Annotated in this window: 19 protein-coding genes; 6 read left to right on the top strand and 13 right to left on the bottom strand. The window is 68.5% G+C overall.

Going from position 1 to position 22,076, the window contains the following annotated elements:
* Positions 1-1,148: thiamine pyrophosphate-dependent enzyme (locus VBO01S_RS08960; RefSeq protein ID WP_255221082.1), on the top strand; the 1,148-nt coding region annotated here is incomplete at its 5' end.
* 111 nt (positions 1,149-1,259) lie between these two features.
* Here VBO01S_RS08960 and VBO01S_RS08965 read toward each other — a convergent pair.
* From VBO01S_RS08965 to aptA, 10 genes are all read right to left on the bottom strand, one after another.
* On the bottom strand, positions 1,260-2,495 hold the full coding sequence (locus VBO01S_RS08965) for an NHL repeat-containing protein (RefSeq protein ID WP_169805037.1): 1,236 nt from the start codon (positions 2,493-2,495) through the stop codon (positions 1,260-1,262).
* Between the two features lie 440 nt (positions 2,496-2,935).
* Positions 2,936-4,669, bottom strand: coding sequence for a hypothetical protein (locus VBO01S_RS08970; protein WP_255221083.1), 1,734 nt, complete (start codon positions 4,667-4,669; stop codon positions 2,936-2,938).
* 23 nt (positions 4,670-4,692) lie between these two features.
* On the bottom strand, positions 4,693-5,331 hold the full coding sequence (locus VBO01S_RS08975; RefSeq protein ID WP_062473180.1) for an FMN-binding negative transcriptional regulator: 639 nt from the start codon (positions 5,329-5,331) through the stop codon (positions 4,693-4,695).
* A gap of 10 nt (positions 5,332-5,341) precedes the next feature.
* Positions 5,342-6,331 (bottom strand): alpha/beta hydrolase fold domain-containing protein, encoded by a 990-nt coding sequence (locus VBO01S_RS08980; protein ID WP_062473182.1) that lies wholly within the window; start codon positions 6,329-6,331, stop codon positions 5,342-5,344.
* Positions 6,328-7,989 carry an ABC transporter ATP-binding protein gene (locus tag VBO01S_RS08985; RefSeq protein ID WP_062473184.1) on the bottom strand — a complete coding sequence of 554 codons (1,662 nt, stop codon included), beginning with the start codon at positions 7,987-7,989 and terminating at the stop codon, positions 6,328-6,330. The genes VBO01S_RS08980 and VBO01S_RS08985 overlap by 4 nt, the downstream gene beginning before the upstream one ends.
* Entirely contained in the window at positions 7,986-8,801 is an 816-nt protein-coding gene (locus VBO01S_RS08990; RefSeq protein WP_062473185.1) for an ABC transporter permease, read from the bottom strand. Before VBO01S_RS08990 ends, VBO01S_RS08985 begins: the two co-directional genes overlap by 4 nt.
* On the bottom strand, positions 8,798-9,742 hold the full coding sequence (locus VBO01S_RS08995) for an ABC transporter permease (protein WP_062473187.1): 945 nt from the start codon (positions 9,740-9,742) through the stop codon (positions 8,798-8,800). Before VBO01S_RS08995 ends, VBO01S_RS08990 begins: the two co-directional genes overlap by 4 nt.
* Positions 9,743-9,757: 15 nt before the next feature.
* Positions 9,758-11,356 carry an ABC transporter substrate-binding protein gene (locus VBO01S_RS09000; RefSeq protein WP_082818048.1) on the bottom strand — a complete coding sequence of 533 codons (1,599 nt, stop codon included), beginning with the start codon at positions 11,354-11,356 and terminating at the stop codon, positions 9,758-9,760.
* Positions 11,357-11,394: 38 nt separating this feature from the next.
* Positions 11,395-12,492 (bottom strand): C45 family autoproteolytic acyltransferase/hydrolase, encoded by a 1,098-nt coding sequence (locus VBO01S_RS09005; protein ID WP_062473189.1) that lies wholly within the window; start codon positions 12,490-12,492, stop codon positions 11,395-11,397.
* A gap of 53 nt (positions 12,493-12,545) precedes the next feature.
* A complete protein-coding gene (aptA, locus tag VBO01S_RS09010; protein ID WP_255221084.1) occupies positions 12,546-13,904 on the bottom strand; it encodes an omega-aminotransferase AptA in 1,359 nt (452 codons plus the stop codon).
* A gap of 165 nt (positions 13,905-14,069) precedes the next feature.
* On the opposite strand from aptA, the gene VBO01S_RS09015 reads away from it, so the two are divergent.
* From VBO01S_RS09015 to gabT, 3 genes are read left to right on the top strand one after another with little or no spacing between them, the layout of a single operon-like run.
* Positions 14,070-15,017, top strand: a complete 948-nt coding sequence (locus VBO01S_RS09015) for a GntR family transcriptional regulator (protein ID WP_062473191.1) — start codon at positions 14,070-14,072, stop codon at positions 15,015-15,017.
* A 14-nt stretch (positions 15,018-15,031) separates the two neighbouring features.
* Complete coding sequence (locus tag VBO01S_RS09020) at positions 15,032-16,270, top strand: serine hydrolase domain-containing protein (protein ID WP_062473193.1); 1,239 nt, start codon at positions 15,032-15,034, stop codon at positions 16,268-16,270.
* 35 nt (positions 16,271-16,305) lie between these two features.
* On the top strand, positions 16,306-17,595 hold the full coding sequence (gabT, locus tag VBO01S_RS09025; protein ID WP_062473195.1) for a 4-aminobutyrate--2-oxoglutarate transaminase: 1,290 nt from the start codon (positions 16,306-16,308) through the stop codon (positions 17,593-17,595).
* Between the two features lie 4 nt (positions 17,596-17,599).
* On the opposite strand, the gene VBO01S_RS09030 is transcribed toward gabT, so the two are convergent.
* Positions 17,600-17,983 carry a response regulator gene (locus tag VBO01S_RS09030; RefSeq protein ID WP_062473196.1) on the bottom strand — a complete coding sequence of 128 codons (384 nt, stop codon included), beginning with the start codon at positions 17,981-17,983 and terminating at the stop codon, positions 17,600-17,602.
* Between the two features lie 345 nt (positions 17,984-18,328).
* Entirely contained in the window at positions 18,329-18,895 is a 567-nt protein-coding gene (locus tag VBO01S_RS09035; RefSeq protein ID WP_062473198.1) for a hypothetical protein, read from the bottom strand.
* 354 nt (positions 18,896-19,249) lie between these two features.
* On the opposite strand from VBO01S_RS09035, the gene dusA reads away from it, so the two are divergent.
* Positions 19,250-20,236 carry a tRNA dihydrouridine(20/20a) synthase DusA gene (gene dusA / locus VBO01S_RS09040; RefSeq protein ID WP_062473199.1) on the top strand — a complete coding sequence of 329 codons (987 nt, stop codon included), beginning with the start codon at positions 19,250-19,252 and terminating at the stop codon, positions 20,234-20,236.
* A gap of 164 nt (positions 20,237-20,400) precedes the next feature.
* The gene (locus tag VBO01S_RS09045) at positions 20,401-21,186 is read left to right on the top strand and encodes an IclR family transcriptional regulator (RefSeq protein WP_062473201.1); all 786 of its coding nucleotides are present in this window, start codon (positions 20,401-20,403) and stop codon (positions 21,184-21,186) included.
* Between the two features lie 129 nt (positions 21,187-21,315).
* Here the strand turns inward: VBO01S_RS09045 and VBO01S_RS09050 are convergent, their stop codons facing one another.
* Positions 21,316-21,963 (bottom strand): GntR family transcriptional regulator, encoded by a 648-nt coding sequence (locus VBO01S_RS09050; protein WP_062473203.1) that lies wholly within the window; start codon positions 21,961-21,963, stop codon positions 21,316-21,318.
* Positions 21,964-22,076 lie beyond the last annotated feature (113 nt).

Raw genomic sequence — 22,076 nt, forward strand, 5'->3', positions numbered from 1 at the left:
GGGCGATGCTGCAGCGCGCCGCCGACCTGATCTCGACCGCGCGCCGGCCGGTGCTCTACGGCGGCGGCGGTCTCATCAACTCGGGGCCGGCGGCCTGCGAGGCGTTCACGCAGCTGGTGCACCGGCTGCATGCGCCGTGCACGCTCACGCTGATGGGGCTGGGCGCGTTCCCGGCATCGGACCCGAAGTTCGTCGGCATGCTGGGCATGCACGGCATGCTCGAAGCCAACCTCGCGATGCACGAGGCCGACCTGGTGGTGTGCGTGGGCGCGCGTTTCGACGACCGCGTGACGGGCAAGCTCGACGAGTTCTGCCCGCATGCTCGCAAGATCCACATCGACATCGACCCCGGCAGCATCAACAAGGTGGTGCACGTCGACGTGCCGATGGTGGGCGACTGCGGAGCCATCGTCGAAGCGCTGCTGGGGCTGCTGCCCGAAGCGTTTGCGCCCGAGCGGCTGGCGCCGTGGTGGACGCGCATCGAGCGCTGGCGCGCCGAAGACTGCCTGGCCTTCACACCGTCAACCGAAGAAATCCTGCCGCAGCAGCTCATGTCGTCGCTGCAGCGGGCCATCGCGGGCCGCGACGCGATCGTCTCGACCGATGTGGGCCAGCACCAGATGTGGGCCGCGCAGTACCTGCGCTTCGACAGCCCGCGCCACTGGCTCACCTCGGGCGGCGCCGGCACCATGGGCTACGGGCTGCCCGCGGCCATCGGCGCGCAGATCGGCCACCCCGACGCGCTCACGGTGTGCGTGAGCGGCGACGCCTCGGTGCTGATGAACATCCAGGAGCTGTCGACTGCCATGCAGCACGGCACGGCGGTGAAGCTGGTGCTGAGCAACAACGGCTACATGGGCATGGTGCGCCAGTGGCAGGAGCTGAACCACGGCAACCGCCTGAGCCACAGCTGGAACGAGGCGCTGCCTGATTTCGTGGCGTTGGCCAAGGCTTTCGGCTGGGGCGCGCGGCGGGTGTCCGATCCGGCGGAGCTGGAAGAGGCGTTGGCCGAATGCCTGGCGAGCGACGGGCCGTTCTTTCTCGACGTGCAGGTGGCGGCGCAGGAGAACTGCTTCCCGATGATGCCGTCGGGGTGCGGGCACCACCGGGTGATGCTGGCGAAGGACAGGTGGTACGAGGGGGAGTGAGGGCAGGGGCCTGACAACATCGCGCGGCCTCCATCGCCGCTCACCGCCGCAGACGGCGGCTGACGCGGCGACGTGCTCGGCGCACGTCGCCGCAGCGCGCCGCAGCACGCTTCAGGGCGCCCGAACCGGCGTGACCTTGCGGATCACATTGCCGAAGGTGTCGGCGACATACAGCGTGCCCGCCGCGTTGATCGTGAGCCCGAGCGGCTGCGCGAACGTGGCAGCCGCGCCGATGCCGTCTTGCCCACCCGTAATACCCTTTTGGCCGGCGAGCGTGGAGACCACCCCTGCCGGTGTGATCCTGCGCAACAGGCTGCTCCCGAAATCGGCCACGTAGACATTGCCGTGCGCATCGACAGCGACGCCGCGGGGATCGGAGAAAGTCGCGGAGTCCCCGGGGCCATCGGTGGCGCCGGGTGTTCCCGTCCCTGCAAGTGTCGTGACCACCCCGGTGGGGGTGATCTTGCGAATTCGATGGTTCTCGGAGTCCGCGACGTAGAGGTTGCCTGACGCGTCGATGGCCATGTTGTAGCCGCGCCCGAATTTCGCGGCGGTTCCCGTGCCGTCGGCAAAGCCCCGCGGGCTGCTGCCGGCCAGCGTGGTGACATCGCCGGTGGGGGTGATCTTGCGAACGACGCCGCCGCCATACTCCAGAACGTACAGATTGCCGACAGCATCCACGGCCACCGACACGGGCGTGTTGAAGGTGGCGGCGGTTCCGTTGCCATCGGTCGTGGTGTTCGTGCCATTGCCCGCCACCGTGGTCACATCGGCCGTCGGCGTGATCTTGCGGATTCGATGGCCGCCGGCGTCCGCGACGAAGGCGGTGTCGGTCGCATCCACGGTGAGGCCGGTGAGGTCCTCGAACGAAGCGGCGGTGCCGTTGCCGTCCACCGTCGCGAAGTTTCCGTTGCCGGCAAACGTGGTGACGTCGGCCTCGGGCGAAATCTTGCGCACGAGGTTGTTTCCCCAGTCGCCGATGAGCAGACCACCATCCTTGGTGAGGGCGATGCCGTAAGGCAGCAAGAACGATGCGGCCGTACCCTTGCCGTTGGCGGCGCCCGGGGAGCCGGTGCCGGCGAGCGTCTCGACCTTGGCCGCCGCGGCCGAGCAGGCCACCGTCACGTCGCTCACGTCGGCCGAGGCCTTGCCGGTGTCCTTGGTGACGGTACAGAACTGCCACAGGGGTTGCGTACGGATGCTGACCTTGTAGTCCGAGCCCTCGACCAGGGGCGTTGCAAAGGTGAACTTGCCATCGGCCGACAGCTGGAGGTCGTCGCCGGCATTGTTTTGCAGCACCAGGCGGCCTTCAAGGCCGGTGACCGTGCCGCCGATGGAATGCTTCACGACGGGCGGCACTGTCGCCGGAGGGGGCGGTGCGACCATCGGCAGAAAAGTACCGCCACCTCCACCCCCGCCGCACGATGCCACCAACATGACCGCACCGGCCACGGCGCCGATTCGCGCGACCGAACTTGCTTGACTGAAAAGCATCTTGACCCCTCTTTATGGTTGTAGGACTCAACAAAAAGAAGCCCCCTGTCGACGGGCGTGCAGGGGGTTTCCAAATGTCAATCATTGTTAAAAAGAGTGTCTGATGACATCCCTGGAACTGGGTATTTTTTGCGGTCGGCCCTCTCATCTGGCGCCAGCAATGGCTCCCTGGTCCGCCAGCCAGGGGAACCTGACAACGTCGCGCGGCCTTCATCGCTGCTCACCTTCAACCCAACGCTCTCCCGCAAGCGGGAGAGGGAGTCATTCATTCGGGAGCCCTACGGGAGCCCCCTTCACGAGTGCCCGTCCACCCGCATCTGGAACAGGAAGTAGGGCGGAATGCACGCCCCGCGTCCTTCGGGCTGGCCTTCGGCTTGCGCGCAGATGTAGTCCTCGCGGCAAGGCTGTTGCGCCGAGCAGCTGCGCAGGTTGCCGGGCCGCGTGTGCTTGCTCAAACAATCGCCGAAGGGTTGCTTGGCTGCCAGGCACTGGTTGAAGTCGCTGAGGATGGCGATGCCGCCGCAGGTGCCGTTCGGGCCTTTCGGATCGCAGCGGCCTGAGCACATGCCGCCGGGGAATCCGACCGAGGTTTTCTCGCAGACCGAATCCGCGCCTTCGCAGGTCGTGGCGGCGGTGCGCGGCAACTTCTGCGCGCGATCGCGCCACGGATCGGCCGAGGCGGTGATGCGCGTGGGCTCGCAGCTGGCGCCGACGGTGGCTTTGTCGGGCGCGGCGTTCGCATTGTCCGGCGAGGCCAGCGGGCGGAACGGGTCGGGCACGGGCGTCGTCAGCGCGGCCTTCACATAGCGTTCGCGCCGCGCCAGTTCATCCTGCAGATGCGGCGAGTGCGGCAGCGCGAGCGCGTTGCCGGTCGTGAAGGTGCGCGAGGCGCCGCGCCGGTCCACGCCCAGCAGGTGAAAGCCCGCGACCGCGCGGCTCTGGTGGCAGCCCGCGCAGCTCAGGTCGTCGAGACGGCGCAGCACGGCCTGCGGGGACTGCAGCGTGCGGCTGCCGGGCACGGGTTGCCAGTCGCCGGGCGCGAACAGTTGCTCGAAGGGGCGGTTCGCCAGGCGCTCGAGGCCGCGCGGCGCCACGGAGACCGACTCGGTCGCCAGAAAGCGATCGGGGATGCGCACGGTGGCGCTGTCGAGCGCGCGCAGCGTGTCGGGCTGCTGCAGCCATTGCAGCAGCGCCTTGCGCAGCGGGGCGTCGGCCTTGAGCTTCGCGACGTCGGGCGTGTTCTCGAGCGGGCCTGCGTCGAAGCGCTGCGTGCCCGCGTTCCAGCGGAAGGCGCGCAGCAGGTACTCGGCATGGCCACCCAGGTCGGGCCGCACGGCCGAGGGCCAGCGCACGCTCTGCAGGTTGGTCGTCACCTGCGCGATGCGGGCCTGCGCGAGCCGCGGCGGCGCGAGCGGGCCGTCGGCCGACACGAGCCAGCGGCCGAGCGCTTCGTCCTTCATCGATGCCTGTGGTGGTTGCCAGCGCCGCGCGGCACTGGCGCAGCTGCCGTCGGCATCGGGCGCATCGCCGCGCAGCTCGACGGCGACGGTCATCGGCAGGCGCGACTGCATCGCGGCCGAGCGGTAGGCCAGCCGGTACACGAGCCGCGTCTCGCCGCAGGCGCCGGGCTGAAACGGGCGGCGGTCCATGCGGTTGGCGACGCCGACCAGCTCGAAGAAGGCGTCGGGGCTGGCGAGCCAGCGCGCGTCGAAGATCCGGTGCGGGTAGCGCGCGATGCCGACGCCGGCCTGCGGGTCGCGGCGCTGCAGGGCGGCGAGGCTGGCCTTCAGCGGGTCGGCGATCGATTGCCAGGCGGGCGAGCGTGCGAGTGCCTGGTTGGTGGCGATGCCGCTGGCGGCAGAGGGCACGTCGAACCAGCGGCCGAAACCGGCGCCGGCTTTCTCGGCGGCCTGCAGCGCGACGGGCGAGGTGACGAGCAGTACCGGGTCGGCTGCCCGAGCGGCCGGTACAGCGAGTGAGGACGCGAGCGCGAGGCCGGCGGTCAGAAGGTGAAGTAGGCGTGGCACGCGGACGATTGTGCCGCCGCGATTCAGCCCGTCACCGTCAACGCCATCTGCTGCCGCATGAGCCCGGCCACGGCCACGCCCTGCGGATCGCCCAGCCGCTCGAGTGCGGCGATCACGCCCTTGCGATCCTCTTCCGAGCGGTCCTGGTTGAGCTTGAACTTGCCTTCGAGCACGCGCACGGGAATCTCGACCGCCGCGATCATGTCCAGGCGCGGCGCCACGAAGTCGAAGGGCATGGCGTTGAAGTCCCAGTTGCCGCCCAGCGGCGTGTCGTACAGCGCGACGGTGCGGCGCAGCACGGCATGGATGGCCATGCGCTCCTCGATCACGCGGGGCGTGCCACGCGCGTGGATCGCGGTGTAGTTCCAGGTCGGGAAGGTGCTCTGCTTCACGTACCAGCTGGGCGTGACGAAGGCATGCGGCCCCTGGAAGATGGCGAGCACTTCGGCGCCCGCACGCAGCTCGTCGAACTGCGGGTTCTTCTTCGACAGGTGCGTTGTGAGCAGGCCGGGGCCGTCGTTTTGTGCATCGAGCAGGAAGGGCAGGTGCGTGGCGCTGGCGCCCGACGGGCCGACGGTGACGAGCGTGCCGAAGCTCCACGCGCGGATGCCGGCGTGCAGCGTCGCGAGGTCGTCTTCGATGTACGGCTTGGGCGTGTACATGGCGAGGGTTTCAGCGCGCGGCCAGCGTGTGCATCCAGCGGGCGGCGTCGTCGAAGGCGCGGCCCGCCACGTCGGCGATCGACACGGCCTCCAGGAAACCGTGGATGGTGCCGGGGTAGAGCACGTCGGTCACGGCCACGCCGGCTTCGCGCAGCCGTGCGGCCATGAGCACGCTGTCGTCGTGCAGTGGGTCGCACTCGGTGATCGCCAGGCACGCGGGCGGCAGGCCCTCGAGCCGGGCCGTGAGGCTGGCCAGGCGCGGGTCGCGAAAGTCTTCGGGTCGGCGCAGGTACAGGCCGTAGAACCACACCATCATGTGCAGCGACAGGCCGTATTCGCCCGCGCCGTAGCGCACCACCGATTCGCGGTACAGCTCGGTGCTGTAGGCGCCGTAGTTCAGCAGCATGCCCAGCGGCAGCGCCTCGCCCGCGTCGCGCAGCACGAGGCAGGCGCCCACCGACAGGTTGGCGCCCGCCGAGTCGCCGCCGATGAAGAGCTGCGCGGGATCGATGTCGAGCGTGCCCGCGTTCGCCGCGAGCCAGCGCATCACGTCGACGCACTCGTCGTGCGGCTGCGGAAACTGCGCCTCGGGCGCCCGCGTGTAGTCGATGCCGATGACGGCGATGCCCGCGCGGCCCGCGTACTCGCGCATCACGCGGTCGTGGGTGTCGAGGCTGAACAGCACGAAGCCGCCGCCGTGGATGTAGACCAGCGCGCCCTGCAGCCTGCGGTGCTGCGGGTAGTGCACGCGGATGCGCACGTTGCCGTGGCGCGTGGGCACTTGCTGTTCGACCGTGCGTGCCATCGTCGGGCCGCCTTCGGTCCACGGGGCGCGCACCTTCTCGGCGTTGGCGCGGCCTTCGGCGATCGGGATGGTGTGGCGCTTCGGGTAGCGGCCACCCTCGGCCGCCATGAGGCGCATGAACTCGACGATCTGCGGATCGAGCGGGGGCGGGGCGGTGGGGTTCAGCCAGGTGGCGGGCAAGGGAGCGGCAGTCACGCAAACACTTTCTCGGGAGAGCGAAGGACGGGGTCGGCCAGCGACGCAAGCGGCCGGGGCGTGGCCGCCAGCAGCGCCTGCGTGTACGCATGGCTCGGCTGGTCGAACACGGCGTCGCGCGGGCCTTGCTCGACGATGCGGCCGCGCTCCATCACGACCACGCGGTCGGCGATCTGCTCGACGGCCGCGAGGTCGTGGCTGATGAACAGGCACGCAAAGCCGTGGTGCGCCTGCAGGCTTTGAAAGAGCCGCAGCACCTGCGCCTGGATGGTCATGTCGAGCGCGGACACGGGCTCGTCGGCCACCACGAAGGCGGGCCGGCGCACCAGCGCGCGCGCAATCGCCACGCGCTGGCGCTGGCCGCCCGAGAGCTCGTGCGGGTAGCGCGCGCCCAGGCCGTCCAGGCCCACTTCGTCGAGCGTCTCGTGCACGCGCTTCACGCGCGCGGCGGCATCGAGCGCGGGCAGGTGGCGCAGCGGCTCGGCCACGATCTCCTGCACACGCATGCGCGGGTCGAGCGACGAGAACGGGTCCTGGAACACCAGCTGGCAGGCGAGCCGGAAGCGGTGCAGCGCGGCGCGGTCGGCGCTGCGCACGTCGTCGCCGCGAAACAGGATCTGCCCCGCGTGCGACGGCGCCAGCCGCAGGATGGCGCGGCCCAGCGTGGTCTTGCCCGAGCCGCTGCCGCCCACCAGCGCGACCATCTCGCCGGGGTGGATGTCCAGGTCGAGCCGGTCGATGACCTGCACCGGCGCATGGCGCTTGAAGAAGCCGGCGCGCGGGCCGGGGTAGCTCACGCACAGGCCGCGCACCCGCACCAGCGGCTGCTGCGGCGCCGCCGGGGCCGGCTTCGCGGCCTGGCGGCGCGGCAGGGCGTCGACCAGCTTGCGGGTGTAGGGCTGCTTCGGGTCGACGAGGATGGCGGGCACGTCGCCCGTCTCCACGAGCTTGCCTTTCTCCAGCACGATGGCGCGCTGCGCATAGCGCCCGACCAGCCCGAGGTTGTGCGTGATGAGCAGCACGGCTGTGCCCTGGTCTTTCGCGAGGCCGACCATGAGGTCGAGCACTTCGCGCTGGCTCAGGGTGTCCAGCGCGGTGGTGGGCTCGTCGGCGATCAGCAGGCGCGGTTGGAGCAGCATCACGCTGGCCAGCATGATGCGTTGGCGCATGCCGCCCGAGAACTCGTGCGGGTAGGCGTGCAGGCAGCGCTCGGGGTCGGCGATCTGCACGCGGCGCAGCATGTCGAGGCAGCGCGCGCGAATCTCGGCAGCCGACAGCTTCGTGTGCATGCGCAGGCCCTCGGCCATCTGCTCGCCGATGCGGTGCACCGGGTTGAGCGAGACCATCGGTTCCTGGAACACCATGCCGATGCCGGGCCCGCGGATGGGGCGCATGGCTTTCACGTCCCGCGTGCTCAGGTCTTCGCCGTCGAACACGATCTGCCCGCCGCTTTGCGCGATGCCGGGCGGCAGCAGCTGCAGGATGGCGCGCGCGGCCATGGTCTTGCCGCTGCCCGATTCGCCCACCACGGCAAGGAACTCGCCGGGGCGCACGTCGAACGAGAGGTCGTGCACCAGCGTCTGGGCGCCGCCGTGCAGGTCGATCTTCAAGTGCCGTACGGAAAGCACGGGCGCTGCGGAAGAGGTGGGATGGGTCATGACTTCTCCGTGCGCGGGTCGAGCCGGTCGCGCAGCGATTCGCCCAGGAGGTTGATGCCCAGCAGCGTGAGCGCGATGCACAGGCCCGGCACCAGGCACAGCCACACGGCCGAGGCCATGTAGGGGCGTGCGCTGGAGAGCATGTTGCCCCAGGTGGGGGCGGGCGGCGGCACGCCCAGACCGAGGAAGCTCAGGGCGCTTTCCGACAGCAGCACCCAGCCGAACATGCTGGTGGCCAGCACGGCGACGGGCGCCACGCAGTTGGGCAGGATGTGGCGCCACATGGTGTAGATCTCGCCGTTGCCGATCATGCGCGAGGCCTCGACGTACTCGCGCTCGCGCAGCGACAGCACGGTGCCGCGCACCACGCGCACCACCGAGGGCGCATACGCCATGCTCAGCGCGAGCACGATGCCCCACTGGTTGGCGCCCACGATCACCATCACGCCCAGCGCCAGCAGCAGGCCCGGAAAGGCCAGCAGCGTGTCGTTGAAGGCCATGAGCACGCGGTCGGTCCAGCCGCGCACGAAGCCGGCAAGCACGCCCACCACGAGGCCGACGGCGGTGGCCAGTGCCACCGTGAGCAGCGCGATGAGGCAGCTGGTGGAGGCCGCACGCATGGCACGGCTGGCCACGTCGCGCCCGAACTCGTCGGTGCCCAGCCAGTGCGCGGCCGAGGGCGGCTGCAGCTTGCCGCGCAGGTCGATGCCCAGCGGGTTGTAGGGCGTCCACAGCGCGGCCACCAGTGCCAGGACCAGCAGCACGCCGATGAGCACGCCGCCCACGAGGGTATGGGTCTTGATCTTTTTCACTGCACCGACACCCGGGGATCGAAGAGGGGATAGCACATGTCCACGATCAGGTTGATGACCACGTAGATGCAGGCCGTGAACAGCAGGCAGCCCTGCAGCACCGGGTAGTCGCGCGCGAAGATCGAATCGATCATCAGGCGGCCCAGGCCGGGCAGGGTGAACACCGTTTCGAGCACCGCGATGCCGCTCAGCAGATGGCCCAGGATGAGTCCGATCATGGTGAGCGTGGGGTTGAAGGCGTTGGGCAGCACGTGGCGGCGCAGCACCTGCGACTCGGGCACGCCCTTGGCGCGCGCATGCGTCACGTACTCGAGCCGCAGCACCTCGATGGTGCTGGCGCGCGACATGCGCGTGAGCACACCGGTCTCGACCAGTACCAGCGTGACGATCGGCAAGATGACGTACAGCAGGCCCTGCGAGAAGTCTTCCGACATCGGCACGTAGCCCACCACCGGCAGCCAGTGCAGGTACTGGCCGAAGAACATCAGCAGCAGCAGGCCGAGCCAGAAGCTCGGCACCGACAGCATCAGCGTGGCCGCGCCGATGATGGCGAGGTCGGTCGGCCGGTCCTTGCGCCAGGCGGCGACGAGGCCGGCGGGCACGGCGATCAGCGAGGCCAGCGCCACGGCGGTGAGCACGATGACGGCGCTCACGTGAAAGCGCTCCCAGATCAGCGGCAGCACGGCCAGGCCGTTGGTGGTCGACACGCCCAGGTCGCCGGTGAGCGCGTGGCGCAGCCACACGACGTACTGGGTGACCAGGGGCTGGTCCAGCCCCATCTGCTGGCGGGCGAGTTCGAGCTGCGCGGGGTCGGCGCCTTCGCCGAGCATGAGCTGCACCGGGTCGCCCGGAATCAGCCGCATGAGCGTGAAGACGGCAATCGACACCAGCAGCAGCGTCGGGACCGTCATGGCGATCCGGCGCAAGAGGTAGGCAAGCATGGCGGCGGCGCCCCGTCAGCCGCGCGCGTCGAGCCGGACGTTCCAGAACCGGGGCTTGGCCGGCGCCCAGCCCTTGAAGCCGGTCACGCTCTTGCGCATGGCGGTGGCGTCGCTGGCGTTGAAGAGCACGACCATCGGCACGTCCTGCAGCATCTGCTTGTGCAGTTCGTCGAACAGCACCTGGCGGCGTGCCTTGTCGCGCGAGACCATGCTCTCGGTGAGCCGGGTCTGCGCGGCGGCGTTGTCCCACACCTTGCGCGGCTGCGTGGCCTTGTCGCCGGACACCATCTCGTAGTTGAGCGAGGGGTCGATGCGCGCCGAGTAGATGAAGGCCATGCTCTGGTACTGGCCCTTGGTGTAGCGGTCGAGCTGCGTGGCCCAGTCGAGCACTTCGAGTTCGACGTTGATGCCGGCCTCGGAGGCCATGGCCTGCACCAGCACGGCGGCCGAGTACAGCGCCTCGTAGCGCTTGTTGGCGACGAGCTTGATCGGCTGGCCGCGGTAGCCGGCCTCGGCCAGCAGCTTCTTGGCACCGGCGATGTCGCGCTTGTAGCCGCCGGCCTGCACGGGGCTGTAGAACGGGCTGGACGAAGGCACGACCGAGTTGTTGACGGCCGACAGGCCCTCGGTGACCGACTTGGCGATCTCGGGCGTGTCCAGCGCCAGTGCCAGCGCGCGGCGGATGCGCACGTCCTTCAGCAGCGGGTCGGTGGTCTGCAGCAGCAGCGCCACCATGGTCATGACCGGCGTGGTGTCGACGCGCACGTCGCTGCGACCGCGCATCTCGACCACGTCGGCCGGGCTGGGGCTGATGAAGGCGTCGATGCCGCCGCTGTAGAGCGCCGCCTTGGCCGCGGCCGAGTCGGGAATGACGACGAAGCGCAGGTTCTCGATCTCGGCCTTCTTGCCGCCCGTGAGGCCGTCGCGCGCCTCGGGGCGCGAGCTGTAGCCGTCGAAGCGCGTGAGCTCGATGTACTGGCCGCGCTTCCACTCCTTGATCTTGTAGGGGCCGGTGCCCACGGGCTCCTTCCACTGGCCGTCGGCGCCGAGCGAGCTGCGGTGCAGGATGGCGGCGCCGCCGCAGTCGGGGCGCGCCATCATGGTGAGAAACAGCGCGCTCGGGCGCTCGATCTTGAACACCACGGTCTTCGGCGTGGGCGCTTCCACCGCGAGCACCTTGGTCATGCCCTTGCCGTCGAACTCGGGCAGGCAGCGCCAGCCGCTGGTGGGCTTGAGGTAGCGCTGCCAGCTCCACACCACGTCGTCGGCCGTGAGCACCGCGCCGTTCTGGAACTTCACGCCGTCGCGCAGGGTGAAGGTGTAGGTCAGGCCGTCGGCCGAGGTGTCGACCTTGCTCGCGAGCATCGGGCCGACCGAGGTGTCTTCGCGCAGCGCGACCAGACCTTCGACGACGTGGATGAGCACGTTGTCGGTGTTGTCGTCGCGGTTGCCGCCGGGGTCGGTGGAGCGGATGTCGGAGTTGATCTGGATCCGCATCGTCTGGCCGGCCGGGGCCTGGGCGAAGGCCGCGCTGGCGGCCAGGCCGAGGCCGAGGACCAGCGCGGCGGCGGTGCGCGCAGCGGGAGGGAGGGACGGGGGCGTGGGCAGGTTCATGGCAACACTCCTGGCGAAAGCTGGGCGGGGCGGGCGGATCAGAGGGAATACTCGGTGAAGCGGTGCGCCTTGAAGGGCGCCGGCGCGATGCGCATCTTTCGTGCCGCCGGGTCCATGACGATGGTCGCCACGGTGGCCGACGAGGCACCGCCGGGGCCCGCGCTCGGGCTGCGGCACACGGCGCGCGGCGCGCCGAAGCGGTCCTGCAATGCGTCGAGCACGTCCTGCTCGGTGAGCAAACCTGCAGCGCGCCTGTTGTGCAGCGCCTCGGTCACGCGGCGGTCGCGGTAGAGCGAATCGGGCGTGGTCTCCAGGCTGCGGTCGACCACGCGCGCCAGCGCCGCCGGGGTCTTGAAGTGGTTGGCGTGCACCAGGATGCCGCCTTCGGGTTGCTGCCAGAACACCTGCTCGGGGCAGGTCTCCAGGCTCACGGCCTCGCCCTCGGCGTGCGTGATGATCATGTTGTTGGAGATCGAGCGCGCGCTGCGGCACACCACGCCCAGCGCGTTGGCGTACAGCGTCGACTGCAGGATGCCGCGGCGGATCAGCGCCAGCGGCACGCCCTGCTGCTTGCCGTCGTTGTCGGCCTTGATGAAGTTGCCGGTGACGGCGATGCCCGCGCTGTTGAGCCCCGCGCGCGCCAGCGTGCCGGCCTCGGCGAAGGTGAGCATGGCCGGGCCTTCGTCCGGCTGGATGCGCAGCACCACGCCGAGTTCGAGGCTTTCGACGCGCCAGTCCCAGTTCTGCGCATGGATGAGCTTGCCGTCGCGCGCGGCCGAGGGCATGACGACCACGCCGGTGCAGCCGTCGGGCGGCTCGGTGGCTTCGAGCTGCTGGAAGGCGTAGAGCATTTCGCTGCGCGCGTTGAGCGCCACGATGTCCTCGGCCGGCACGCCCGCGCCTTCGCCCACGCCCTCGATCTCGCGCAGCATGCCGGCGTCGAAGGCCTCGACCATCGGCATGAAGCGGCGTGCCAGCGCGCGCGTGCGCTCCCAGCTCAGGCCCACGCGCTCGAAGGCGGCGCGGTAGGTGCGCAGGCTCAGGTCGATGCGGTCGCCGGCGGCGCGGCCGTACTGGCGCCCGCGCTGCTGCGCGTCGCCTTCGATGTCGTACAGGGGGAACGATTCGATGTCCATGGTGTATCTTGTCTCCGGGGCTTGTCTTGTGTGTGCGATGCGGCCTGAGGTGCTCAGGCTGCGGTGTCGGTGGCTTGTGCGGTCTGCGCGATGGCGGCGCGCAGGCTGTCGATGATCTGGTCGATGTGCCGGCGCTCCAGCGTGAACGGCGGCGACAGCGCAATGGTGTCGCCCACCGAGCGCACCAGCACGCCGCTTTCGTCCAGGCAATGTTGCGCCACCGCCTGCGCATGCGTGCCGGGGCCCGAGGCCCAGCCTTGCAGCTCGATGCCGGCCAGCAGGCCGACGTTGCGCACGTCGATCACGCCCGGCAGGCCGCGCAGGCTGTGCAGGCCGTCTTCGAAATAGGGCGACAGCTCGGCGGCGCGGGCGATCAGGCCGTCTTCGGTGTAGGCGTCGAGCGTGGCCATGGCGGCGGCGCAGGCCAGCGGATGGCCCGAGTAGGTGTAGCCGTGCGACAGCTCGACCGCGCTCACGCTGCCGTGCATGAACGCGTCGTGCACCGCGCCGCGCATGAGCACGGCGCCCATCGGCACGGCGCCGTTGGTCAGGCCCTTGGCGGTGGTGATGAGGTCGGGCGTCACGCCGAACAGGTCGGACGCGAAGTTGCTGCCCACGCGACCGAAGCCGGTGATGACCTCGTCGAAGATCAGCAGGATGCCGTGCTTGTCGCAAATTTCGCGCAGGCGCTTCAGGTAGCCACGCGGCGGCGGCAGCACGCCGGTGGAGCCGGCCACGGGCTCGACGATCACGGCGGCGATGGTCGAGGCGTCGTGCAGCGAGACCAGCGCCTCGAGCGCGTCGGCCTTGTCGATGCCGTGCGGCGGCTCGCCGCGCGAGAAGGCGTTGCGCGCCAGGTCGAGCGTGTGCGGCAGGTGGTCCACGCCGTTGAGCAGCGGCCCGAAGGTGCTGCGCTGGCGCCCGATGCCGCCCACCGAGATGCCGCCGAAGCCCACGCCGTGGTACGAGCGCTCGCGCCCGATGAGCCGGTAGCGGCCCGCGTCGCCGCGCGCCCGGTGGTAGGCCACGGCGATCTTCAGCGCGGTGTCGACCGACTCCGAGCCCGAGTTGGTGAAGAACACATGGTCCATGCCGGCCGGCGCCATCTGCGTGAGGCGCTGCGCCAGCGTGAAGGCGGCGGGGTGGCCGATCTGGAAGTTGGAGGCGTAGTCGAGCACGTCGATCTGCGCCTTCATCGCCGCGCTGACCCGCGGGTTGCGGTGCCCGGCGTTCACGCACCACAGGCCGGCGATGGCGTCGAGCACGCGGCGGCCGTCGGCCAGGTCGTAGTACAGGCCCTCGCTGCCGACGATGAGGCGCGGCGCCTGCTTGAACTTGCGGTTGGGCGTGAAGGGCATCCAGAACGCGTCGAGCGAACCGGGTGGCGTTGTCAGGGTATCGGCGGAAGCCACGGTGTTTTTCTCCTTGGGGAAACGACCCGTCGTCCGGGTCGGCGTGGGGCCGATCTTGAAATCCAAATTGTATTTTTGGCGCGAGATGTACATGGTTTTTTGGGGGCAAAAATACAAAAGACCCGCGATGATCGGCACCCAGCCCGTGTTTCCGGAGACCCATGGATGGCCCCGCAGCAGCAGATGCAGACGCAGATGGACAACAAGTCGGTCCCGCCGCTCACCCAGCGCGTGAGCCGCTACATCCTCGACCAGGCCCTGGCCGGCGGCTACGAGAACGGCCGCCACATGACCGAGACCGACCTGGCCGGCCGGCTCGGCATTTCGCGCACGCCGGTGCGCGCCGCGCTGCGCCTGCTGCATGAGCGTGCGCTGCTGGCGCACGTGCCCAACCGCGGCTACACGCTGGTGGCCGACCGCGAGGCGCTCGACCGCGCACGCCGCGAGATGCCGGAGGACGAGGAGAGGACGCTCTATTACCGCGTGCTGCGCGACCGCCTCGCGGGCAAGCTGCCGACGCGCGTCAACGAACTCGAGCTGGCCCAGACCTACGGCGTGCCGCGCCCGCTGCTGCGCAACGTGATGACCACGCTGCTGCAGGACGGCGTGCTGCGCGGTCGCCACTACCAGCGCTGGGAGTTCACCGAAACCCTCGACTCGGTCGAGAGCGAGCGCGAGAGCTACCGCTTTCGCCTGGTGGTGGAATGCGCGGCGCTGCGCGAGCCGGGCTTCAAGGTCGAGCACGAGCGGCTGCTCGCTTGCCGCGAACAGCAGCAGACCTTGCTCACGCACGCCTCGCGCCATTCGTGGATGGAGTTCTTCGAGGCCAACGCGCAGTTCCACGAGCTGCTGGCCAGCGCCTCGGGCAACCGCTTCATCCTCGATGCGGTGAAGCAGCAGAACCGGCTGCGCCGCATCTCCGATCTGTCGGACTACCCGCTCGTGAACATCGACCTGCTGCGCAAGTCGTGTCGCGAGCATTTGCAGATCCTCGACGCGGTCGAGGAGAACAAGCTCGAAGTCGCCGCGAAGCACATGCACGCCCACCTGAGCCGTGCCAGCGACATCCTGGAGCGCCGCGTGATGGGCGACCTCGATGCGCTCGGCGAATGAGCCACCGCACCCGTATGACCACCCAAGAAATGACGGCTCCCGATGCCGCGCTGGCCGACGGCTGGCGCGATGGTTTTCCCACCGCCGGCACCGCGGTGCAGCGCCAGCGTGAGCGCCCGATCTTCCAGGCCCCCGAGAACCGCTGGGCCTTCTCGCACCTGCGCGAGCTGCAGCCGACGCGCAACGTGTCGCGCGGCACCGGTGCGGTGTCGGTGCTGCCGCGCGCCGAGCGGCCCGAGCTCGACACGCTGGCCTTCACCTTGCCCGCCGACGGTTCGCGCACCGACTGGCACAGCGCGCTCACAACGATCTGCGCCGACGGCGCGGTGGTGCTGCATCGCGGGCGCATCGTGTACGAGCGCTACTTCGGCGCGCTCGACGAACACGGGCAGCACATGGCGATGTCGGTCACCAAGTCGGTCGTCGGAACGGTCGGCGCGATGCTCGCGGCCGAGGGCGCGCTCGATGAGCATGCGCAGGTGCGGCACTACATCCCCGAGCTGGCGACGAGCGCCTTCGGCCGCGCCACCGTGCGCCAGGTGATGGACATGACGACGGGCATCGACTACTCGGAGGACTACACCGACCCCGACGCCGGCGTGTGGAAGCACGCACGCGCCGGCCAGTTGCTGCCGCGTCCTGCGGGCTATGCGGACGCCGAGGGCTACCGCCAGTTCTTGCAGACCGTGCAGGGGCAGGGCACGCACGGCGAGGCCTTTGCCTATCGCACCGTCAACACCGACGTGCTGGGCTGGCTCATCAGCCGCGTGGCGGGCCAGCCGCTGGCGCGGGTGCTGGGCGAGCGCATCTGGTCGCGCCTGGGCGCCGAGCAGGACGCGGCCTTTGCCGTGGACGGGCAGGGCGCCGAGTTCGCAGGTGGCGGCCTGTGCACCGGCCTGCGCGACCTCGCGCGGATGGGCGAGATGATGCGGCTGGGCGGCGCGTTCAACGGCATGCAGATCGTGCCCGAGGCCGTGGTGGCCGACATCCGCCGCGGCGCCGATCCGGCGCGCTTTGCGCTCGCAGGCTACACGCGGCTGGCCGGCTGGAGCTATCGCAACATGTGGTGGGTGGCGCACGACGCGCGCCGCACCTTCACCGCGCAAGGCATCCACGGCCAGGCGCTGCACATCGACCCCGAGGCCGAGATGGTGGTGGCGCGCTTTGCCTCGCACCCGCTGGCCGCCAACGCGCACCTGCCGACCTCGATGCACGCCTTTCGCGCGCTGGCCGAGCACCTGATGCGCGGCTGATTTCCTTTGCTTCTCCCTCTCATTTCTCTTTCTTCATGCTCACCCAAGTCACGACCAACGCGAGCCTGCAGGCCCGCAAGAACGCCGCCTGCGCGCAGGGCATCGGCACGCTCACGCCGCACTTCACCGCCCGCGCCGACAACGCCGAGCTGTGGGACGTGGAAGGCCGGCGCTTTGTCGACTTTGCCAGCGGCATCGCCACGCTCGCCACCGGCCACCGCCATCCGCGCATCGTGGCGGCGGTGCGCGCGCAGCTCGACGACTTTCACCACACCTGCTTCCACGTCACGCCCTACGAGGAATACGTGGCGCTGTGCGAGCAGCTGAACCGCCTCGTGCCCGGCCCCAGCGCCAAGAAGAGCGCGCTCTTCACGACCGGCGCCGAGGCCATTGAGAACGCGATGAAGGTGGCGCGCGCCGCCACGGGCCGCAGCGGCGTGGTGGCGTTCTCGGGCGCCTTCCACGGCCGCACTTTCATGGGCATGGCGCTCACCGGCAAGGTCGCGCCGTACAAGGCGGGCTTCGGCCCGATGCCGGGCGACGTGTGGCATGTGCCGTTTCCGGCCGCGCCGCTGGGCGTGACGGTGGACGACAGCATCGCGGCGCTCGACCGGTTGTTCAAGACCGACGTCGATCCGCAGCGCGTGGCGGCGATCGTCATCGAACTGGTGCAGGGCGAGGGCGGTTTCTACGTGGCGCCGCCCGCACTCATGGAACACCTGCGCGCGGAGTGCGACCGCCACGGCATCCTGCTGGTGGTCGATGAAATCCAGACCGGCTTCGGGCGCACCGGCAAGCTGTTCGCGCTGGAGCACTACGGCATCGAGGCCGACCTGGTCACGACCGCCAAGAGCCTAGCCGGCGGCTTTCCGCTGTCGGCGCTCACGGGGCGCGCCGAACTCATGGACGCCACGCGCGTCGGCAGCCTCGGCGGCACCTACGCGGGCAACCCGCTGGCGGTGGCGGCGGCGCTGGAGACGATGCGTGTGATCGAGGACGAAGGGCTGGTCGCACGCGCCCGCATGCTCGGCGAACGATTGACGGCGTGCCTCGCGGCGCTGCGCACCGAGGTGCCGCGCATCTGCGACGTGCGCGGTCTGGGCGCGATGGTGGCGGTGGAGTTTCGCGATCCGCACAGCGGCGAGCCCGACGCCGAGTTCACGAAGCGCGTCCATGCAGCGGGGCTCGAACGCGGCCTGCTGCTGCTGACCTGCGGCGTGCATGGCAATGTGGTGCGCTTTCTGTTTCCGCTCACCATTCCGGAAGCGGTTTTTGAAGAAGGACTGGGGCTGCTGGCCGAATCGATTCGCGCGGCCAACGTCTGAACGTCTAACGGCGCGGCGCAATGCCGAGCGTGCGGCAGAAGTCGTAGAAGTCTTCGAGCTGCAGCGATTTGTCGAAGACCGCATCGACGCCCGCCGACAGCGCGCCTTCACGCACCTCGGAGGTCGCGTGGTTCATGAACACCACGGTGCGCTGCGCGGGCGACTTGCGTTCCCTCAGGTGGTTGGCCACGGTCAGGCCGTTGCCCTGCGCGAGGAACACGTCGATCACGGCGGCGTCCCAGGCGTCGGGGTTGGCGTCGAGCCAGTCGATGGCTTCATCGCTGCTGCTGGCGGTGGCGACGACTTCGCATCCGGAGAATTCCCTCAGTCCATCGGTCAGGGTGGTGGCGATCAGGGGGTTGTCTTCTATGAGGTAGATGCGGGTCATCGGTGCGTAGCCTGGAAATGAAATGCGTCGGCTCGTCTGCGCTTGTGGCGCGGGTCTGCCGGGCCGGTCCATTGTCACGAGGCGAGGGCGGGGCGGAGTCGGACAACGCCGCCACATGGCGTCCCCCGCGCACGCGAAAGCGCTGTTTGTGCATTGCATCACTGGCGTACAAGACGCGGAGGCGGGGCGTGCCTATCTTGCGGGGCTTCTTTGACTCCGTCACGACAGGTTGTTTGATGTCGCCTTCTTCTTCGTCTTCCTTCGCTCCACCCTTCACCGCTTCGGGCCGCAGCGCGCTCGTGCAGGCGCCGCGTTGGCCGAACAGGCCTTCGACTCAGCTTCTATCTACGCAGCAAGCTGCCGATTCAAGGCATTGCCAATTCGGAGCATGTGGCCTTGGATTGCCTCGAACGATGTTTTCAGGAATGGAATTGCCCATCGCTGGGGCTGCCACGTTTCGTCGTACATGAAGCCTTCGAACTTGAGTCCGTGAGGCTGGTCGTCCTCGATGAAGCTGACGGAAATGGGCGCTCCCACGACGCTGCGATGCTTCGAGTGATTTACCAATGCAGCCACATATTTCAGGTCCGCGTTGTCGAACATCGCTTGAACTTCGGCCTTCAATGGACCACTCGGGAGCAGTTTCTGGACCGCGTGTATCGAGACTCTGCGTGGCTCCAGCTGATCGAAATTCATTGCGAAGTAGATGACATGCCCCAACGTGTCTTCAGTCGCGTGTACGCATTGAAGGAAGGCCAACAAGTTGGCCTCCGCCTCAGTGCGTCGATGATGAAACTCGTGGTACTCGGGTGTATCGCTATCAAGGATGTAGTTGAGAAGGACGTCGTTCGAATCGGCATCTTCGAGATCTGCTCCGACAAGGCGTTTGACCTCGCGGTAGTGGTACTTCATAAAGTCCTGCCTCTTGAGAACGGACTGGGCACAAGTGCCGGTTTTGAGTGACTGATCTCGTCCGTGAAGGCGTTCAACGCTGGCGGTCAACTCCTTGAGACTCCACGTCGTGGGATTTGTGTTAGTCATCTTTCGTGGGGCTGGCGGCCAGTGTGTGGTCGATTGGCGGCATGCCAATTCGGCTGGGACCGAAGGGAAGTTGGACAATTGCCGACATTGGTTTGGTGATTGTGAGGCCCGAGGGGTCGATATTCGGTTCTGCTGCAGCGTGTCCTAGCTCTCCTGGGGGAGAGGAAATTGCAGCGACAGAGACCTGAAAATCACCGAGTGTGAAAGCTCTATAGAAAATATGTAATGGAATCAAAAGCTTGGAGCGGCAGGTTGTCGGTTGCACCCATGATGGAATGGACTGATAGCCATTGCCGCGTTTTCCACCGCCTCATGACGCGCCACGCGTTGCTCTACACGGAGATGGTGACCACCGGCGCGCTGATCCACGGCGACGTGCCGCGCCACCTGCGCTTTCATGAAGAAGAACACCCTGTCGCGTTGCAGCTCGGCGGCAGCGAGCCACACGACCTGGCCCATTGCGCGAAGCTCGGCGAGGAGTGGGGCTACGACGAGATCAACCTGAACTGCGGCTGCCCGAGCGAGCGCGTGCAGCGCGGCGCGTTCGGGGCCTGCCTCATGAACGAGCCGCAGCTGGTGGCCGATTGCGTGAAGGCGATGGTCGACGTGGTCGATGTGCCGGTCACGGTGAAGCACCGCATCGGCATCGACAAGATCGAGAGCTACGAGTTCGTGCGCGATTTCGTCGGTGCGGTGAGCGAGGCCGGTTGCGGCACCTTCATCGTGCATGCGCGCAACGCCTGGCTGCAGGGCCTGAGCCCGAAGCAGAACCGCGAGATTCCACCGCTGCGCTATGCGCTGGTGCACCGCCTGAAGCACGACTTTCCGGCGCTGCAGTTCTCGATCAACGGCGGCATCGCCACCAACGCGCAGGTGCACGAGCACCTGCGGCTGCTCGACGGCGCCATGATCGGCCGCGAGGCGTACTACAACCCCTGGTGGCTGGCCGAATGGGACGCCGAGTTCTACGGCGACGCCCCGCAGACGCTCACGCGCGAGGACATCGAGGCGCGGATGTGCGACTACATGGTCCGCGAGGCGGCCGAGCACGGCACCAACTGGTGGTCGATCGCGCGCCACATGCTGGGTCTGCGCAACGGCCTGCCCGGCGCACGCCGCTGGCGCCAGGTCTGGAGCGACCACCGCCTGAAGACCCGCCCGCCGCACGAAGTGATGGCGCTGGCGCACGAACCTGCCGCTCAGGTCGCCTGAATTCCGGCCTCACCGCCCCGACTTTGTAGACAGTCAACACAATTGAGCGAAGTTGACGCTCGATGGAACACAGTTTCATGACAATGCAACAACAAGTGTGAGCGAAGCACCTGTTTTTGCTCAAGAATAAGGCGGTCAGGGAAACAAGAAAAAGGTTCTGTCTTATGAGTGAAGCTGCAGGCAGCAAGGAAGAAGTCAGTGCGCTTGCCAGGGGGTTGTCGCTGCTGAAGGTCATCGGGATGGCGGCAGCGCCCGTCGGAAACCGGGAATTGGCCGACACGACCGGCATTCCGAAGGCCACGGTGTCGCGCCTCACGGCGACGTTGGTGGGGGCGGGGTATCTGCGGCAGTCGCAAGACAGCGAGCGTTTCAGCCTGGGGCCGGTGTTGCTCGACATGAGCAGCCGCTACCTGCGCAATTTCGACCTGAGGGCGCTGGCGCGTCCCCATCTGAGCAACCTGGCCGAACTGTCGGGCGCCAGCATCCACATGGCGGTGCGCGACGACCTGGACATGCTGGTCATCGATTCGCTGCGCCCGCGCTCGGCGCTCATCAGCTCCCGCATCGACGTCGGCTCGCGCATGTCCATCGCCACCTCCGCCTCCGGCCGCGCCTACATCGGCGCCTTGCCCGGGCCCGAGCAGTCGGCATTGCTGGAGCAGATCCGGCTCGAAACCGGCGAAAATTGGCACGCCATCGAGCCGCGCCTCATCGCCAGCCTCGAAGAGCACGCCCGCCTGGGCTACTGCACCTCCTTCGGCGAATGGAACCCCCAGATCCACGCCCTGGGCTTCGCACTCGAAGGCCCGCGCGGCGAACGCTACGGCGTGAGCTGCGGCGGCCCCGCCTACCTGCTGCCGAGGGAGGCCATGCTGAGCCGTGTCGCCCCGCGCATGCTGGAAATCGCCCAGCGCATCGCGACAGAGGCAGGGACCCTCACACTAGGCTGAACGAGGCCGCGCCCAGAGGCGCAGGCCCCTTCGTGAGACGCCGCGGAACCGGCTTCGCCGGGCCGCAGGCGTCGCCCCGGAAGGGGGTTGGCGAAGCGACACGAAGTGCGCGCAGCCTGGGGGAGAGCCCTATACAGCGGCTTCCAGGCCGTTGAGGAAGTGCTCGCGCATGCGTGCCATGGCCGTGGCCGCGTCGCGCGCCTCGATGGCCGCCATCACCGCCCGGTGCTCCGCCAACGACTCGCCAATGCGCCCCGCCTTCAGCAGCGAGTTGTGGCGATTGAGCTTCATCACCTTGCGCAGGTCGGCCACCATCTGGTCGCGCCACTTGTTGTTGGCAATGGCCAGGAGACTCATGTGGAAGCGCTCGTTCACCGCAAAGAAGTGCTCGCGGTCTTCCTTGCCGGGGGCGGCGGCGGCTTCCAGCTCGGCGTGCAGCGCCTTCAGCTCGGCGCGCTGGGCGTCGGTGGCGCGCTCGGCCACCACGCCGGCGGCGTCGCTCTCGAGCAGGGAGAGCAGGTGGTACACGTCGGCCAGGTCCTGCTCCGACACCTCGGTGACGTACGCGCCGCGCCGCACCTTCATCGTCACCAGCCCTTCGGCGGCCAGCACTTTCAGCGCCTCGCGCAGGGGCGTGCGGCTGATGCCGTATTCCTCGGCCAGCTTGAGCTCGTCGATCCAGCTGCCCGGCTCCAGCTCGCGGCGGAAGATCCGCTGGCGCAGGAGCTCGGCCACCTCTTCATAGAGGGCGCGGGGGGTCAGGGTGACGGCGGACATGGGCTGAACTGTACTTCAAAATCGCGTTTGAATTAATAATTACAGATGGGTTAGACTTGTGAACGGCTTGCAAATCCGTGCAAGCGACCTTGCGAATCCCGTCAGACCACCGC

This window comes from Variovorax boronicumulans NBRC 103145 (genome assembly GCF_001591345.1).
GTDB classification, from domain to species: domain Bacteria; phylum Pseudomonadota; class Gammaproteobacteria; order Burkholderiales; family Burkholderiaceae_C; genus Variovorax; species Variovorax boronicumulans.

Bases quoted from the DNA above. Each gene is read 5' to 3' on its own strand.
- VBO01S_RS08975 (WP_062473180.1), bottom strand. From the start codon at position 5,331: ATGTACACGCCCAAGCCGTACATCGAAGACGACCTCGCGACGCTGCAC.
- VBO01S_RS08995 (WP_062473187.1), bottom strand. From the start codon at position 9,742: ATGCTTGCCTACCTCTTGCGCCGGATCGCCATGACGGTCCCGACGCTG.
- VBO01S_RS09005 (WP_062473189.1), bottom strand. From the start codon at position 12,492: ATGGACATCGAATCGTTCCCCCTGTACGACATCGAAGGCGACGCGCAG.
- gabT (WP_062473195.1), top strand. From the start codon at position 16,306: ATGCTCACCCAAGTCACGACCAACGCGAGCCTGCAGGCCCGCAAGAAC.
- VBO01S_RS09015 (WP_062473191.1), top strand. From the start codon at position 14,070: ATGGCCCCGCAGCAGCAGATGCAGACGCAGATGGACAACAAGTCGGTC.
- VBO01S_RS09030 (WP_062473196.1), bottom strand. From the start codon at position 17,983: ATGACCCGCATCTACCTCATAGAAGACAACCCCCTGATCGCCACCACC.
- VBO01S_RS09045 (WP_062473201.1), top strand. From the start codon at position 20,401: ATGAGTGAAGCTGCAGGCAGCAAGGAAGAAGTCAGTGCGCTTGCCAGG.
- dusA (WP_062473199.1), top strand. From the start codon at position 19,250: ATGGAATCAAAAGCTTGGAGCGGCAGGTTGTCGGTTGCACCCATGATG.
- VBO01S_RS09020 (WP_062473193.1), top strand. From the start codon at position 15,032: ATGACCACCCAAGAAATGACGGCTCCCGATGCCGCGCTGGCCGACGGC.
- VBO01S_RS09035 (WP_062473198.1), bottom strand. From the start codon at position 18,895: ATGAAGTACCACTACCGCGAGGTCAAACGCCTTGTCGGAGCAGATCTC.
- VBO01S_RS09050 (WP_062473203.1), bottom strand. From the start codon at position 21,963: ATGTCCGCCGTCACCCTGACCCCCCGCGCCCTCTATGAAGAGGTGGCC.
- VBO01S_RS09000 (WP_082818048.1), bottom strand. From the start codon at position 11,356: ATGAACCTGCCCACGCCCCCGTCCCTCCCTCCCGCTGCGCGCACCGCC.
- VBO01S_RS08985 (WP_062473184.1), bottom strand. From the start codon at position 7,989: ATGACCCATCCCACCTCTTCCGCAGCGCCCGTGCTTTCCGTACGGCAC.